The organism is Bacillus sp. SD075 (assembly GCF_017355165.1).
Taxonomy (GTDB): Bacteria; Bacillota; Bacilli; order Bacillales; family DSM-1321; genus Peribacillus.
Window position 1 is genome coordinate 36,418 of the sequence record NZ_JADILK010000033.1, and the last position, 16,185, is coordinate 52,602.

The 16,185-nt window shown below is 42.1% G+C and carries 19 protein-coding genes and 1 pseudogene; 17 read left to right on the forward strand and 3 right to left on the reverse strand.

Annotated features, from left to right (window positions below):
- Positions 1-7 precede the first annotated feature (7 nt).
- From phnH to IOC57_RS18680, 10 genes are all read left to right on the forward strand, one after another.
- Positions 8-625 carry a phosphonate C-P lyase system protein PhnH gene (gene phnH, locus IOC57_RS18635; RefSeq protein WP_207440089.1) on the forward strand — a complete coding sequence of 206 codons (618 nt, stop codon included), beginning with the start codon at positions 8-10 and terminating at the stop codon, positions 623-625.
- Entirely contained in the window at positions 607-1,743 is a 1,137-nt protein-coding gene (locus tag IOC57_RS18640; protein ID WP_207440090.1) for a carbon-phosphorus lyase complex subunit PhnI, read from the forward strand. Before phnH ends, IOC57_RS18640 begins: the two co-directional genes overlap by 19 nt.
- Entirely contained in the window at positions 1,736-2,590 is an 855-nt protein-coding gene (locus tag IOC57_RS18645) for an alpha-D-ribose 1-methylphosphonate 5-phosphate C-P-lyase PhnJ (RefSeq protein WP_207440091.1), read from the forward strand. The genes IOC57_RS18640 and IOC57_RS18645 overlap by 8 nt, the downstream gene beginning before the upstream one ends.
- Positions 2,591-3,436, forward strand: coding sequence for an ATP-binding cassette domain-containing protein (locus IOC57_RS18650; protein WP_207440092.1), 846 nt, complete (start codon positions 2,591-2,593; stop codon positions 3,434-3,436).
- Between the two features lie 31 nt (positions 3,437-3,467).
- Entirely contained in the window at positions 3,468-4,646 is a 1,179-nt protein-coding gene (gene phnM / locus IOC57_RS18655; protein WP_207440093.1) for a phosphonate metabolism protein PhnM, read from the forward strand.
- Between the two features lie 22 nt (positions 4,647-4,668).
- A complete protein-coding gene (locus IOC57_RS18660) occupies positions 4,669-5,382 on the forward strand; it encodes a phosphonate C-P lyase system protein PhnL (protein WP_207440094.1) in 714 nt (237 codons plus the stop codon).
- 128 nt (positions 5,383-5,510) lie between these two features.
- Entirely contained in the window at positions 5,511-6,545 is a 1,035-nt protein-coding gene (locus IOC57_RS18665; RefSeq protein ID WP_207440095.1) for a PhnD/SsuA/transferrin family substrate-binding protein, read from the forward strand.
- 27 nt (positions 6,546-6,572) lie between these two features.
- Entirely contained in the window at positions 6,573-7,361 is a 789-nt protein-coding gene (gene phnC, locus IOC57_RS18670) for a phosphonate ABC transporter ATP-binding protein (RefSeq protein ID WP_207440096.1), read from the forward strand.
- Positions 7,351-8,136, forward strand: a complete 786-nt coding sequence (locus IOC57_RS18675) for a PhnE/PtxC family ABC transporter permease (RefSeq protein WP_207440097.1) — start codon at positions 7,351-7,353, stop codon at positions 8,134-8,136. Before phnC ends, IOC57_RS18675 begins: the two co-directional genes overlap by 11 nt.
- Positions 8,136-9,008, forward strand: a complete 873-nt coding sequence (locus IOC57_RS18680; RefSeq protein WP_207440098.1) for a PhnE/PtxC family ABC transporter permease — start codon at positions 8,136-8,138, stop codon at positions 9,006-9,008. Before IOC57_RS18675 ends, IOC57_RS18680 begins: the two co-directional genes overlap by 1 nt.
- Positions 9,009-9,120: 112 nt before the next feature.
- On the opposite strand, the gene IOC57_RS18685 is transcribed toward IOC57_RS18680, so the two are convergent.
- A complete protein-coding gene (locus IOC57_RS18685) occupies positions 9,121-9,624 on the reverse strand; it encodes a DinB family protein (protein ID WP_207440099.1) in 504 nt (167 codons plus the stop codon).
- A gap of 1,031 nt (positions 9,625-10,655) precedes the next feature.
- Here IOC57_RS18685 and IOC57_RS26035 point away from each other — a divergent pair.
- The 3 genes from IOC57_RS26035 (at position 10,656) to IOC57_RS18700 (ending at position 12,752) form a co-directional block, all read left to right on the forward strand.
- Positions 10,656-10,787 carry a YdeI/OmpD-associated family protein gene (locus IOC57_RS26035; RefSeq protein WP_286185003.1) on the forward strand — a complete coding sequence of 44 codons (132 nt, stop codon included), beginning with the start codon at positions 10,656-10,658 and terminating at the stop codon, positions 10,785-10,787.
- A 187-nt stretch (positions 10,788-10,974) separates the two neighbouring features.
- Positions 10,975-11,985, forward strand: a complete 1,011-nt coding sequence (locus tag IOC57_RS18695; protein WP_207440100.1) for a permease — start codon at positions 10,975-10,977, stop codon at positions 11,983-11,985.
- Complete coding sequence (locus IOC57_RS18700; RefSeq protein ID WP_207440101.1) at positions 11,985-12,752, forward strand: TIGR03943 family putative permease subunit; 768 nt, start codon at positions 11,985-11,987, stop codon at positions 12,750-12,752. Before IOC57_RS18695 ends, IOC57_RS18700 begins: the two co-directional genes overlap by 1 nt.
- Here the strand turns inward: IOC57_RS18700 and IOC57_RS26560 are convergent.
- A pseudogene (locus IOC57_RS26560) lies at positions 12,720-12,874 on the reverse strand (hypothetical protein); the annotation flags it as partial. The gene IOC57_RS18700 and the pseudogene IOC57_RS26560 sit on opposite strands and share 33 nt — an antisense overlap.
- Before the next feature lie 104 nt (positions 12,875-12,978).
- On the opposite strand from IOC57_RS26560, the gene IOC57_RS18705 reads away from it, so the two are divergent.
- Positions 12,979-13,404, forward strand: coding sequence for a ferritin-like domain-containing protein (locus IOC57_RS18705; RefSeq protein ID WP_207440109.1), 426 nt, complete (start codon positions 12,979-12,981; stop codon positions 13,402-13,404).
- 56 nt (positions 13,405-13,460) lie between these two features.
- Here IOC57_RS18705 and IOC57_RS18710 read toward each other — a convergent pair whose 3' ends face one another.
- Complete coding sequence (locus tag IOC57_RS18710; protein WP_207440102.1) at positions 13,461-14,357, reverse strand: EamA family transporter; 897 nt, start codon at positions 14,355-14,357, stop codon at positions 13,461-13,463.
- A 135-nt stretch (positions 14,358-14,492) separates the two neighbouring features.
- Here IOC57_RS18710 and IOC57_RS18715 point away from each other — a divergent pair, with 135 nt between their 5' ends.
- From IOC57_RS18715 to IOC57_RS18725, 3 genes are all read left to right on the forward strand, one after another.
- The gene (locus IOC57_RS18715) at positions 14,493-14,948 is read left to right on the forward strand and encodes an RrF2 family transcriptional regulator (RefSeq protein ID WP_207440103.1); all 456 of its coding nucleotides are present in this window, start codon (positions 14,493-14,495) and stop codon (positions 14,946-14,948) included.
- A 74-nt stretch (positions 14,949-15,022) separates the two neighbouring features.
- Complete coding sequence (locus IOC57_RS18720) at positions 15,023-15,733, forward strand: DsbA family oxidoreductase (RefSeq protein WP_207440104.1); 711 nt, start codon at positions 15,023-15,025, stop codon at positions 15,731-15,733.
- A 133-nt stretch (positions 15,734-15,866) separates the two neighbouring features.
- Positions 15,867-16,157, forward strand: a complete 291-nt coding sequence (locus IOC57_RS18725) for a hypothetical protein (protein WP_207440105.1) — start codon at positions 15,867-15,869, stop codon at positions 16,155-16,157.
- Positions 16,158-16,185 lie beyond the last annotated feature (28 nt).

Here is a 16,185-nt window from a genome sequence, read left to right on the forward strand (position 1 = left end):
GAAAGCAATGAATTTGGATGTAGTTCATGATATACAAACCGTATATAGAAAGCTTGTAACGGCGACTTCAAGACCTGGAACTTTAATGGTTTTGGAGAGGGAAGCAAAGACTTTGGATGTTCAAATGGAATGCTTATCTTCTACTATCCTGCTTGCACTTACTGTACTTGACCCTGAAGTGACTTTTAAGGTCATTGCAAAGGAGGAGGAGGCGGTGTCAATGATGATTAATCAGCTTACTTATTCAAAGCCTGTCGATTTGCCGGAAGCGGATTTTATCTTTATTTTACATGATGCCTCCGTCGAGCAAATGAAAGAAGCCTTGAATAAAGCAAAGGTAGGAAATCTGTTGAACCCTCATGAATCGGCAATGGTCATTCTGGAAGTACCGGATGTAACGAAAGGGGACTCCATGATCCTTTCAGGACCAGGAATTCAACAGCCATCATTCATAAGCCTTCCGAATGTATCAGCCTGGCTGGGTGCAAGGAACGAAAAAAACATAGAATTCCCGTTAGGAATCGATATGTATTTTGTGGATCAACAGGATCGTTTAATCGCTTTACCGAGAACGACTCAAATCAAAGAAAATGGTGGTGAGATTATATGGGATATGTTGCAGTAAAGGGCGGAACAAAGGCGATTGAGGAATCCATCAAACGCTTAAAGTATGAACGGGTCAAAAATGGGACGGCTATAGAGCTGCATAAGATAGAAGCTGGGATGAGGGGGTTGATTGATCAGGTTATGTCAGAAAGCAGTTTGTATGATCAATCACTGGCTGCACTTGCCATCAAACAGGCTGAAGGCAATCCGGAAGAAGCTGTTTTCCTCTTGAGAGCCTATCGATCCACTTTGCCGCGAAAACATGTTTCACGAGTGATCAGTTCTGAAAATATGAAAGTGGAACGGCGGATTTCAGCTAGTTTTAAGGATGTACCGGGCGGACAGATTTTAGGTGCTACGACTGATTATACACATCGGTTACTAGATTCGGAGTTGGAAAATGAATCGGATATAAGCCTTCAAGATTGGTTACGTGCTTTTCAAGAAGAAAATCGTTCAACAGAATATCAGAGCCATATGTCTGATTTAAACTCTCTACCTAAAGTTTTGGATTACTTAAGAAGTGAAGGCTTATTAGCAAGCTGTGAAAATAATGATTTGCAGCCTGGGGATGTCACAAGGAAAAGCCTGGAGTTTCCTTCAATGCGGAGTGAACGCCTGCAAATTTTAACAAGAGGCCAAACCGGTGCAGTGACTTCACTTGCTTATGCAGTCATTCGTGGATATGGTGCACTGCACCCGACAGTAGGAGAGCTACGCGTAGGTCAGCTGCCCGTCCATCTCGATCACCCGCTGCTGGACGAAGGGCAAGAGGAAGATAGCTATTATATGGGGGACTTCACAGCGACGGAGGTAGAGATGCTCATTCCGCTTACGGTAGAGAAAGAACAAGGCAATAAAGAAATAGAGTTTGAAGTTGGTTTTGGCATGTGCATGGGACAAAATGAAACAAAGGCAATCGCAATGGGCATCTTGGATAATTGCCTGGAAAAACCCAACAAGGAGTTTCCAAGTCACGACGAGGAATTCGTTCTTTATCATATAGATTCAGTGGAATCAACGGGTTTCATCTCCCATTTGAAGATGCCTCATTATGTTACGTTCCAATCCAAGCTTGATAGCATTCGGAAGTCGAAAGATAAGAACACAGAGCAGGAGGTTGGGTTGCATGAATAAAACCTATAATTTTGCATTCTTTGATGAAGGGTCGAAACGGGAAATTAGAAGGGCAACACTGAAGGCAATTGCCATTCCCGGTTATCAAGTCCCATTCGCTTCAAGGGAAATGCCGATTGGGCGCGGTTGGGGTACAGGCGGCCTGCAGTTGACATTGTCATTGATCGGAAAGGATGACGTCCTTAAGGTGATCGACCAAGGTTCGGATGAATCCGTTAATGCCGTTAACATAAAAAAACTCGTATCTGACACCACTGGGGTAAGGATAACGGATAGCACAAAAGATGCCTCTTTAATCCAGTCAAGACACAGGGTGCCTGAAGTGCCGTTACAACGAGACCAGATTTTAATCCTTCAAGTTCCATTACCGGAACCTTTAAGGAATTTTGAGCCGAGCGAACATGAAACGAAAAAGCTTCATGCTGAGAGAGAGTATGGCGGAGCATGGCTAATGTTATTTGAACAAATAATGAAGTACGGAATAATGGCGACGGATGCAGATCACCCGGTAATGGTTCACGACAGGTATGTCATGGCACCAAGTCCCATACCAAGATTCGATAATGCCAAGCTGGACGATAGTGAGGCGCTCATTTTGTTAGGTGCAGGTAGGGAGAAAAAGGTATATGCAGTGCCTCCATATACAAATGTATCATCTTTGGCATTTGATGATTATGAATTTGAAATCGAGTCCTTTACAAATCATGCTTGCATTCTCTGCGGTTCCAATGATGTGTTTTTGGACGAACTTGTCGATGAGGAATCAGGGGAAACATATTTCCAATGCAATGATACAAGCAATTGCCTTGAAATGGTCAATCAAAAACAACCATTGGGAGTGAAATAAATGTCTGTGCATGAGGTACCAGTATTATCAGTTAAACAAATGAACAAACAGTATGGTAACGGATGTTCGACATGCAAACATATGAAATTAGGAAAAGTGACGAAAAACTTTTGTCACGAATGCGGGACGGTATATGCCTGTAGAGATGTGACATTCGATTTGTATCACGGTGAAGTTCTCGGAATTGTAGGGGAAAGCGGCAGCGGCAAGTCCACTTTAATGAAAAGTTTATATTTTGACGAAGAAGTAACCGATGGAGAACTGTATGTGGCTGGCTTTGAGGATGGAAAAAAGAATTTATTCATGGAGTCTGCCCAGAAAAAAAGATTCGTTCGAAACCACCTGATGGGGAAGGTTTATCAAAACCCGATTCTAGGGTTGAAAATGGATTTCTCCTCGATAGGCAATATTGCTGAGAAGTTAATTTCAGCTGGGAACAGACATGTTGGCAGCATGGAAACAAGAGGGGCCGAGCTCCTTAAAGCAGTCAATATTCCCATTCATCGAATGAAGGAAGAACCAAGGAATTTCTCAGGCGGAATGCAGCAAAGGGTCCAGATAGCCAAAGCATTGTCCAACAATCCCCCCATACTGCTTTTGGATGAGGTCACCACAGGTTTAGATTTATCAGTTCAAGCAAGTGTATTGGATTTAATTAAAGGTCTTCAAAGAGATTTGAATATTAGCATAGTATTGGTATCCCATGATTTGGGCGTAATCCGAATGCTTGCGGACCGTACGCTCGTTATGCTGGAGGGGAAACTGATTGAGCAGGGTTTGACAGATCAAATACTCGAAGATCCACAGCATCCTTATACCCAGCAATTAGTACACTCGCTGCTGTAAAAGAAACTAAAGGAAAATGGGGGAAGAGACATTGCTGCTGATTAAAAATGGGAAAATAATAACGGAAGACTCGATCCTGATGGACCATGATCTCTTAATCAAGGATGATAGAATTTGCCGCATTGCACCTGTGGGAGAAATCGAATCGATTCCTGAGATGGAAGTGCTGGACGCTTTAGGTGGATATGTTTCACCTGGTTTTATTGATCTCCATTCGGATTATATTGAACATATGACTGCGCCGCGTCCGACTTCTTTAATGAATTTTCATTTGAGCTTAAGAGAAACGGAAAAGGAACTGATTACGCACGGGATTACGACCATGTTTCACTCCCTATCACTCTATAAATCCACTGAATACGCATATAAGCCAATTCGGGAGCCTGAGAATGTAAGGAAGCTTATTGACTTAATTGATCAAACACATAAGATGAAGCACCTGGTACGCCATCGGTTTCATGCCCGTTATGAAATCGATAATTTGGAGGATATCGATCGTTTAAAAGAATATGTTTCGGAAAAGAAAGTGCATCTGGTCTCATTCATGGACCACACTCCAGGACAAGGGCAGTATCGGCATTTAGAGATCTATCGAAACACTTTAAGGGGGTATAACGATTATAGCGATGAAGCCATTGATGTGATGATCCGGACTCATCAAGTGAAAGAAAAGCTGACGATTGAAAGAATGAAGGAAATTGCACTGCTAGCAAGAGAAAATAATATTGCCGTAGCCTCGCATGATGATGATTCAATAGAGAAGCTTGAATTGGTTGACAGCTTTGGAACGAGTATAAGTGAATTTCCTATCACCCTCGAGATTGCCCGTAAGGCCCATGATATGGGGATGTATACCATAGCGGGTGCACCAAATGTGCTTTTGGGAGGTTCCCACAGCGGGAACTTAAGTGCCTCTGAAGCCATTCAGGATGGAAGCATAGACATATTATGCAGTGATTATTACCCTGCAGCTCTTCTGCATTCCATGTTTGAATTAGTCGAGACCCATGGAATGGATCTTATCGATATGTTTAAGCTGGTTACGATTAATCCCGCAAAGGCAGTCAAGATGGAGGAAGAAATTGGATCGATTCACGAAGGGAAAAAGGCAGACATCCTTATTATTGAAAAAATTTCTGGTGATTTCCCTGTCATAACGACTGTGATTGTTGATGGAAAGTTGATTCAAAAAACGAATTACAGGATATGAATTTTAGAGAGCAGGTGGCAAAATGGGGAACTTATTGAAAATCAATGATTTATCCAAGTCTTTTATTTTACATAATCAACGCAAGAATATCCATGCGGTCAGCAACATTACGATCTCAGTGAAAGAAGGTGAATTTATTGGCATTACAGGCAAGAGCGGCAGCGGAAAATCAACGATCCTAAAATCGATTTATGGTACCTATCGGATTCAAGAAGGAGACATCTGGTATGAGTCTTCCCACTATGGTGCGATTAATCTAGCGAAAGCTACAGAAAGGGAAATGATTTACTTACGTAAGCATGAGATAGGCTATGTATCCCAATTTTTAAATGTCATGCCAAGAACTACAGCAAGGCAGCTCGTAACCGGGGCCATTCTTGAAATGGGACAAACCAAGGAAATGGCCAATATCGAAACAGAAAAAATCCTCGACCACTTTGAGATAGGAAAAGAGCTATGGGATAGTTACCCTGTTACTTTTTCAGGAGGAGAGAAGCTAAGGTTAAATATAGCAAGAGCAATGGTGAAAAGGCCGCGGCTCCTCCTTTTGGATGAACCGACAGCAAGTTTGGATCACCAATCTAAAGTGAAGGTGAAGACCCTGCTTGAACAGCTTATGAACGAGGGAACGACAATGCTGGGCATTTTTCATGACTTGGATTTCATGAATCGGTTAGTAAATAAAGAATATAGCATTCAGAATGGGTGTTTTACTCAAGCTATTCAAAAAATTTAACAATGGATTCACATGAATTTCACTGAATATTCAGCTTCCTTAACGGCAGGTTAGTATTGGACCGGTATTGTTATAGGGAAAGTGACTGAAATGAGAAAGACCTTTTAAATCGGAGGGGAGATTAAAACGTGAAAAAATCGCTGCTGTCCATATTGATGTTAGTTATTTTGCTGGTGTTTACAGGTTGTTCTTCTAATAGTTCAACAGGTGCAAATGAAGATGATACATTAACCATAGCATGGCTGCCAAATGAATCCGGGGAAGATTTAGGGGAAGCACGCGATGAAATCGGGAAAATCATAGGGGATGCCACAGGAAAGGAAGTCGAACATAAGACAACTACGGATTATAACATTGCAATCGAGGCAATGGCTAATGGAAACGCAGATTTAGCATTCCTGGGGGCACAAGGGTATATTGAAGCAAACAACAAAAACGATAGTGTTCAACCTCTGGTTGTTCCTAGCGGTGAATCAGGTACGTTGGATGATGCAGTCTATAATAGCTGGCTGGCTGTTCAAAATGCAGATGACTATAAAATTAACGGCGAATATAAGATAGACGGTATCCAAGGGAAAAAGTTCTCTTTCGTATCAAATAGCTCTACATCTGGCTTCAAAGTTCCTTCCACAGGAATCGTTGACTATTTTTCGCAGCAAGATAAGTATAAGGAATTAAAGGCAGATGATCTATTGGAAGGCGGGAAAGGCAAATTCTTCAGTGAAGTGCTTTACGGAGGCTCACACCAGGGATCCGCTGTAAATCTATTAACCGGGAAAGCGGAAGTGGCAGCTTTTTGTGACACATGTGTCAATAATTATGTGGAACTGGCTGATGGGGAAGAGAATAAAGCAGGTGCCGTGTATAAGGTCAAGAAGGATGCAGCTGAACCCTTCAACACAGTTGTAGATGAGACATTCTCACTCATTTCAGTGACTCCAGTTTTGAATGCACCTTTCGTTATTAACACCGAATTAGTCAGTGAGGGCACACGTGAAAAAATTCTTGAAACGCTGATGTCTGATGAAATAGCAAATAACGAGAAAGTATTTGTACCAGAAGACTCTAAGTTATCTGGTCTATTTAAACGGGTGAGCGGAAAAGAAAGATTGGTCAAAGTTGAGGATGACTGGTTCAATCCAATTCGGGAATTATCTAAATAAAGGCAGTTAATTGTAGGGGGATCATACATGAAAACATTATTGGAAGTGAAAAATGTCTCAAAACATTTTGGAAATGGTACAAAGGCGTTATCCAATATTGACTTCACGGTGAAAGAAGGAGAGTTCGTTTCTATAATAGGGCCATCTGGAGCAGGGAAATCAACTCTTCTTCGATGCATCAATAGGATGATCGATGCTTCTAGCGGAGAAATCATTTTTGATAATGATCATGTATACAAGGTGAATAAAAGGGAGTTAAAGAAGATACGCAGAAAAATAGGGATGGTGTTTCAACATTACAATCTTGTAAATCGAATAAGTGTAATTGAAAATACCCTGCATGGACGATTAGGCTATAAATCCACAATGGCTGGAATCCTTGGCCTTTATAGTGAAGAGGAGAAGCTTCAGGCTGCTAAAGTTCTCCAAATTCTCGGTCTGGAAGATCAAATCTATAAAAGGTCCGATCAGTTGAGCGGAGGCCAGAAACAGCGGGTTGGCATTGCGCGTGCTCTTATCCAAAATCCTAAATTGCTATTGTGCGATGAACCGATTGCCTCTCTTGATCCGAATTCTTCGAAAGTGATCATGGATCATTTAAGGAATATCTGCACTTCCATGGGAATCACAGTAGTAGTCAACCTGCATCAAGTCGATGTTGCCCTGAAATATTCGGATCGAATCATCGGTGTGAATGGTGGCAAGGTTGTTTTCAATGGCACAACTCAAAATATAACCTCAAAGGATATGCATCAGATTTATGGATCAGATGATGGAAAGTTGATTTTTGATTTAGGAGGTTCCCATGTCGGCTGATGTTTTTGCAAAAAAGAGAAGAAACTCACTTGTATTGTTCTTGCTTATTGGGGCTGCGACGGCTGTTTCCATTATCATTACAGAATTCAGCATCGCAAAAGGGGTTACCTCTGTTCCTAAGGCCATACAATGGTCGTTATCGAATTTTTATCCAACAAAGGAATCGCTTACCAAACTTCCAGACATTTTGACAAAACTGAAAGAAACACTATTAATATCCGTGGCTGCAACGACATTCGCGGGAATATTGGCCTTTGTATTTGCAATATTGGGCTCCAATACAACCAGAGTCCATGCAGGTTTCGGAGGCTTTAGCCGTGGGATAGCCGTTTTATTTAGGAATATTGATGTCTCGATATGGGCATTGGTTCTGTTATTTTCATTTGGACAAAGTTCCTTGACCGGTTATTTTGCCTTGTTTTTCGGATCTTTCGGTTTTTTAACAAGAGCTTTTATGGAAACGATCGATGAAGTGAGCTGCAGTTCCGTAGAAGCTTTGCAGACGACCGGCGCAAGTTATCTAACCGTCATTTCTCAGTCTGTTATTCCTTCAACCATTCCGCAAATGATCAGCTGGGTACTTTTCATGATTGAAACGAATATCAGGAATGCTACATTGGTCGGACTGCTTACAGGATCGGGAATAGGTTTTACGTTTAACCTGTATTATAAAAACTTGAGTTATGACATTGCCAGTCTTGTCGTCATTACGATCATCATTTCGATAGTAAGTATTGAATGGATCTCAAATTATGTGAGGAGGGTGATTTTATAATGCAGTCAGAGGGTCCAATCAAACCATTTCCTTCCCCTACTGGCCAGGAGTTAGATAAAATGCTACTTGAACGACTATCTAAAAAGCCCTTCTCGAAATCTTCAATTGCGATTAGGTTGAGTGTGCTGATACTTGCAGTTTTGACCATTTATGCATTTTCCGGTTTTGACTATAAGGATGTTAAACTGTGGGACGCGCTATTATTGACCGTCGACAATTTGAAGACCATGTTTTTTGAGCCGCATCTGAAGCACTTTACCTTTACTCAAGCGCTTTATCAGGTTTCGATAACATTAGGTTTAGCTTTCTTAACGACCATATTTGGTGCAATCATTGCGCTGATGTTGGGTCTTTTGGCAGCTGGAAATATCTCGTCCAAGCCATTATCGGTTATCATAAAGGGATCGGTTGCCCTGATTAGAGCCGTTCCTACCGTGTTATGGGTCCTCATTTTTGCAGTCGCAGCGGGGTTGGGCAGTGTAGCGGCAGTTATAGGGATGACATTCCACTCAATAAGTTACCTTGTAAAGGCTTACTCGGAATCTTTCGAGGAAATTGATAAAGGTGCTATAGAAGCCCTGCAAGCAAGTGGGGCGAATTGGTGGCAGATCGTGTTCCAAGTCATCATTCCATCTTCGATCACTTATATCATTTCATGGACTTTCATGCGCTTTGAAATCAATTTTGCAGTGGCGGTCGCAATGGGCGCAGCGGCAGGTGCAGGTGGAATCGGCTTCGATATGTTCATGGCAAGTGGATTTTACTTTGACCTAAGTGAAATTGGCACAATCACTTATTTAATCCTGATAATTGCAATCTGTCTTGAAATCTTCGCAACACAGATCAAAAGGAAACTAAAAGTATCATCTTGATAGGCAAAGAAAAAAGACCACAAAATGAATGAAGTGGTCTCTTTATTTGTTTGAAAATCGATTTCAATTTTGTCTCCGGCAGCTCACTACTGGTGTCGATATCATGAAAAGCTTATATAAGGGCGGACTTTATTTCATGTATCTGTTTGATATGCCTCTGTTCATGTAACGATAATAATTCAATCCATTGATCCAATGAAAGATCCCCGAACAGGGGATGCTTGGCTTTCTTTCTACTTAACAAGATATCTGAATCCATATCATAAAGAACTTGTAATAATCGATCCCTTGATTCTGCCAGAAGATCCATAAGGCCCGATAATTGAAAGGGGGTTGAAGAGGGTGAAACGATGTCAGGGGATACGAATTTCTTTGTTCTATTTGTAACCAGGTAAATATTCTTTTGAATGATATTATTAAAATCCCTTTCCCGAATCCCATTTGCTATAGCTTCTGTAAAAACCTGTTCCGTAAGATATAAATGATGGCAAATTTGGGCAATGCTCCATAATTCGGGTGCAGCCCTATGGTGAAGCATTTTTTCATCCAACTCCGTAATTTCCCCAATTAACTGGTTTCTTGATTCGAAAAGCAAATCATACTCGATATAATTCATGAGAACTCCCCCTTTTGTGACACCTCCATTTGAAAGCATCATGGAATTTTTGATATAGGAAAAAAGGGATATCGACTGCATGACAAATGAAAAAAACTAAGTTGATACGATGTGGCACGTATTGATTTCAAAAGGATTATGTTTTTTCATTGATGGAATATGAATGTCTAATGATTGCAGGGGTGTGAGATTATGCATTAAGAAGGTTTCTATTTGGGAAAGATCGTGATAGATAGGCTTGCATTGTATAAACAAGCATGTTTCATGTGTAAGGCCTTGCTTCAAAGTGATTGGCTTTTATGTTGTCTTGAGGAAGAAATGCAGAGCTGATGTCAGGCCTTCACTTCCGGGGACCCCATTTTCTGGACCTTTGATACCCTATCATGCCTATGCAAAAAAGTTAAGTTTATGCCAATTTAGTATGTTGCGTTCAATACAAGAATATGATGCATGTCCAGGGCTTCCTCTGATGAACCGGAAAAGGTAAACAGGCATTCAAAAGGAATAAGAAACTAAGAGAATCGGGACAGTGGAATTGTATATATTTGAATTATAGCATAGTTAATATTTTCCTAGAAATGATTATATGAAAAAAGACGGAGGGTTTGTACATCATCTTTTTGCTTTTTATAGTGGATAGACCATCAAGAGAAAAGTTGCGGACCGAATAGGGAGCTTTAAAACTGAAGATAGACAAAAACAGGATGGTGAATGCGATGGCTAAACAATAGTCGGAAAACTGTATTTACATAAATATGAACGGGTTGCAGTCTTGAATCTGCCAGCTGGGGCGGATTATTTAACAGAGCTTCCGTATTACGATACAGAGCTTAATGAAAGTGCCTATGATCTCATATTTGCCTTTGGATTCGATATGGATTCTTAAAAGGAATCGTGGAGCTCGAGTGACCTGAAGTTTGCACGTATGGTTGGAATGGATGATGTCTTTACGGTAGTCGGACTAAAAGAAGATTCGAAATATAGTAACCGTCCATCTACCAAAGCAAGCCAATCAGTCGATGATTATAGAAATGATTTCTGAAATTGAGAAAGATTTGCAGCATTTTCCTGATGTACTTGCGTTCTATCAATCACTTACCCCAGGGTATCGCAAGGATTGGGCTCGTTACGTGTATAGGGCAGAACAAGAGGCACCCAAGTGAAACGGCGTCAGGAAATGAAAACGATTTTAGGAGAAGGGCCCAAGGACAGGGATTTATATCGAAGAAATAAATAAGGGGGGATGTCTTCCATTCTCTTTTTTCTTGTTCTGTCCATCCTATCAAAAGCATATACTAGACCGAATCTAAACTTAAATCGTAATAATTATGATTTGTGAGGTGTGTGAATATGCTTTTGAAACGCTACATGGGAAATTTACTGTTATTGATTCTGCTGTTTTTCCTGCTGGCATTCTTTTTTCTAGGTGATGTATTCATTCCAAAAGCGATTGATTTCTCGAGCTACCCGATGCTTCACTCTGTGTTCGTCGTGTTTTTGGGATTGTTTTTAGAATCGATTCCTTTCTTGTTCCTGGGGGCCATTGCTTCATCGTTCATCCAGTTGTTCATCAGTGAAGAAATCATTCAGCGAATGATACCAAAAAGACCCCTGACGGCCATCTTTGCTGCGATAATGGCGGCGCTGATCATTCCGGTTTGCGAATGTGCAATCATCCCGGTCGTCCGAAGATTGATTCAAAAGGGTATTCCGGTCCATGCAGGTGTTGTCTTGCTCGTAACAGCCCCAATTTTGAATGTCATTGTGTTCGGGTCAACTTATTATGCGTTCCAAAATAATCCGGCCATTCTATATGGAAGAATCATTCTATGTGTCCTGACAGCCATAATCGTAGGTTTATTCATTCATATATTCAGCACGAAAGATGTGGTGAAAGAGGAGAAGGTGGAATGGGTACACGGACATGAACATGATATTCAGTCCAGTAAATGGACAAGCTTCATTGAACATACTTCACAGGAATTTTTTATGGTCGGCAGATACTTTATCATCGGGGCCTTGTTTGCCAGTGTATTTCAAGTGTTTATGGATCGGACCGTAATGGCCGATATTGGCCAGGCGCCAATAAAAGGCACGGCATTGATGATGGGAATTGCCTTTGTGCTTTCACTCTGTTCATCAGCTGATGCATTCGTTGCCGCCTCCTTTTCCCATAGTTTTCTGCCAGGCTCCATACTTGGTTTCCTTGTATTTGGTCCTATGCTGGATTTGAAAAATGTCCTGATCATGATGTCATGTTTTAAACGGAGCTTCGTCGTCACGTATGTCCTGCTTGTTTTCGCGGTCGTCTTCAGCCTATGCCTGATTGCAGGCGGATTGATCAGTAAGGGGGGCTTCTGATGAAACGTTTTTTTATCCAAAGGCTTGAAGGATTGCTGCTGCTTGGACTGGGACTCATGATATTTAAATTGTATGTTTCGGGATATTTAACGAAATTGATTGCACCCAAAATGGTTCCATATGCATTGGCGGCTCTTTTTGCTTTTTTAGTGATCAGTCTTCTCCGAATGAAAAAACAAAAACAGGGTGTACAACATTGTGATTGCGGATCGAGTGGGGAGTCTTCCCCGTCCGCACTGGTCCTGAAATATAGTTTGTTCTTCCTTCCGATCCTACTGGGCTTCACCTTGACCGATTTTACATTAAGCGGGGAAGTTTTGGCGAAAAGGGGGATGGCGAAGCAGCAGGCACAGATGATAAGTCCATATGATTCAGGGAAACATCTGAATGGGGAGAAAATCTCCGTAACCGATGATAATTATTTTGAAGTACTGGATGATTTACTGAACAACCTTGATACGATCGAGGGGAAGGAAATAGAGATTTCGGGGTTCATATACCGTGAGGATACATTTACGAAAAGACAAATGGCCATCTCCCGCCTCTCCATGTCCTGCTGTGTGGTCGATGCGACGTTATACGGATATATGGTCAACGGGAATGTGGAAGGAATGAAGACAAATGATTGGTATACCATCACAGGGACATTAAAAAAGGGAAGTTATAAAGGGGAACCCGTACCGGTGATCGATTTAAAAGAGGCGAAAAAAATAAAGGCACCGGAAGAAGCGTATTTATATGAGAATGTTCAAATCATTCAGCAGTAGTGGAAAACCCGCAAAAGGATGCCTTTGCCTGTCGAAGACACCCTTTTCATGTAAAAAGGCCTTAAAGCCATTAATCCATCATAAGATCCCATTCCACTTGTATTTATACCGCCGAATGGCAGAAAACGTGGGCGGCGAGAATTCATTTGGTGGGCACCTTGTTCTCCGTTATTCATACAATATGGGATAAAGAACGGGGAGGGGTTATGCCGTGTATGAGCATGATATGTATGAAGGTGATTGGAACAGGCAGCAGGATATGTTGATTCAACTTGAAAAGGCGATAAATGGCGAGTACAGTGCTATCCAATGTTATGAGAAATTGGCAGCATTAGCGCCGGATGAAAAGCAGAGGAAACAAATCATTGAAATAAGGGAAGATGAAATAAAACATTTTCAAGTATTCACCCGGATATACAGCAGCTTGACCGGGGTGCAGCCACAGCCTAAATTGACGGAACCTTGCCCGGACTCCTATGCAGCTGGCTTGGAATTTGCCGTTCAAGATGAACAGGAAACAGTGGATTTTTATTTGGATGTCGCAGATGGTGCCGCTGATAGAACCATCAGAAAGGCGTTCCGGCGTGCTGCCGCCGATGAACAAAATCATGCCGTCTGGTTTTTGTTTTACTTAGTAAAACTTAAAGGCTGATTCATTAGTAAGGAAAGTTGAAAAAAAGCCAGGGAATTATCCTGGCTTTTTTTATTTTAAGACAGCTCCTGGTTCATCAATGTTGGATTTTTTCGCAGCCCTGGTGAAATCGTCAAAGAGATGATTCCGCATAAGAGCAATCCCACCCCGATCCATGACATGGGGGACAAGCTCTCGCCAACAAGGAAGACACCGAGAAGAGCGGCTGTCAGCGGTTCGGCGAGTGATAACGAGACCGCTGTTGATGAAGGAACGGATATTAGCCCTTTATTAAAAAATAAGTAGGCGGCTGCTGTAGCAAGAAGTCCAAGGTGAAGGCTGACGGCCAGCCCATTCGTTGTGCCGATCCAGCTGATATCCAGTATGAATAATGCGGGTGCCAACAGCAGGGCGCTAAAACTGAAGATGACAGCTGCAGTTGCTTCTGGTGGTTGTTTATCCAAGATCCTCTTACTAACCAATGTGTATACCGTAAAGGAAGCTCCGGCCCCCAGCGCAAGCAGTGCACCTATTGGATCGATGGCAACTGATCCTTGATTGGAAAAAAGCAGTAAGCACCCGGCAATCGATAAACCTGTGGCGATCCACCAGCTTGATGATGGCCGTTTTTTACTGAACAGCCATTCAAGGAATCCAGCAATGATGGGGGCGCTGCTAAGAGTGATTATGGTGCCGATGGCAATTCCGGTCATGCTGACAGCCATGAAAAATAGCGGCTGGTAGCAGGCCATGCCTAACGTGGCTAAGATGGTTTCTTTCATTGGCCAGTTGTACCGCGTTAATTTTTTTTTCCAGATTGCAATGAGCAATAAAGCGGCCCCGCCGACTGCCAAGCGGACGGCACCTATTGCAATGGGATGGGCTCCATCAGGGGCGAATGACTGGGCCGTTCCGGTCGTTCCCCACAGCATTGCCCCAAGGATGACGAGTAAATAAGGGTATTTTTCCTTCATGGAAGTTCTCCTGTGATAAAGATTTACTATTCAGATTATATGATTGTGCCGATTAAGTCAAAGGGGCCATTTGTTCGGGAGAACGTAACATAGTATAATGGCCATACTATGGATAGGGGTGTAAGGGGGATAATCATGTCTTCAGGTAATCGAAACAATCAAATTGGACCGCCGCGGTTCGCTATTGCCATTCATTCTCTGGTTTGGCTTGCACAAAGCGAAAAGCTCCTGACAAGTTCGGCAATCGCTTTAAAGGTGAAGTCACATGCCACTTTTTTAAGAAGGGTGATGGCACAGCTCGCAGCTGCGGGGATCGTCGAAACAAAGGAAGGGCGGGAAGGAGGATATAGCTTGAAGGTGCCTGCCTCTCAGCTGACTTTGGCCGATGTGTATCAAGCGGTACGGCCGGAATGTCTTGTTTGTATGGAAACGAGCGAATGCGGTGAAGTCGGGAAGCAGCTGGATACGGCATTGGAGGAAATCATGAACGAAGCCGAAAAGGAAACATTGCGCCTGCTAAAGGGGTATACATTGGAAGAATTCATGAAAAAAGTTGACTTCACCCATTTTGAAAATGAGTGTCTAGGGTAATATCCTTGCAAGAGGATACCCAGGATTATATAATGTGCTTAATGCGATTGCATTTGAAATGAGGAGGTATTTACATGAAGGTGGAAATTTGGTCCGATTATCAATGTCCGTTCTGCTATATTGGAAAGCGTCGGTTCGAAGAGGCCTTAAATCAGTTTGAAAATAAAAATCAGGTAGAGGTTTCATTTCGCAGTTTCGAGTTGAACCCAGAGGCTGAGCGGGATATCAATATGACTCAAAATGAAATGCTGGCCAAGAAATACGGCATGTCTCAAGCACAGGTGGAAGCGAACAGCCAAAACCTGACTCAACAGGCCAAAGAATTGGGACTGGATTATCATTTGGACAAAGTGGTCTTAACGAATTCGTTCGATGCTCACCGCTTGATGCATTTTGCTGAATCAAAAGGTAAAGAGAAAGAAATGAATGAACGCCTATTTAAAGCATACTTTACGGAAGGCAAACATATTGGCGATCACGCTACATTGGCTAGTTTGGCTGAAGAGGCCGGTCTTGAAAGGTCCGAGGCGGAAGCCATGCTGGCAGGAACGGCATTCACGGCAGAGGTTAGGGGAAATGAGCAAGAAGGAAGCCTGCTTGGTATTACAGGTGTGCCATTCTTTGTCATTAACCGCAAGTATGGAATCTCCGGTGCCCAGCCGACAGAAGCGTTCCTGGATACGCTTAAAAAAGTATGGGCTGAGGAAAACCCGCTTACAATGGGGAATGATCCAGCAACAGGTGACGCTTGTACGGACGGTTCTTGTAACGTGCCGGAAAAATAATGAAGATTTGAAGAAGGAGACCCGAACATGGGGTCTCCTTTTTTTTACTAAAAAAGGAAATGTTGTGTATGGCAAAGAATATAGTGTACAGGATGGCTTTTCGAAAAAGTCCGATATGAAAGGAAGCTAAAGGGTGTATATAATAATTGGAATTCTTGTTTTCGTGTTTGCATGTGTAGTAACGGCCAAACTAATTTCCTATAAATATTGGACATGTATTTATACGGCATTCGGAAATGAAAATTATTTTAAGGTGATTGCGAAATTGGAAAGGGAAGGGATACAATTCAAAACGAAGATGCCTATGAATTTAGGCTCCGAAAGCTTTCAAAATCGCCATGAAACTACTCAGTATGATGTTTTTGTGAAAAAAGAACAGAAGCAAATTGCCGAAAGTGCACTAAACAAGAATGAAAAAAGATAAATAGAAATGGCTGTCCTGCTGACAGCTC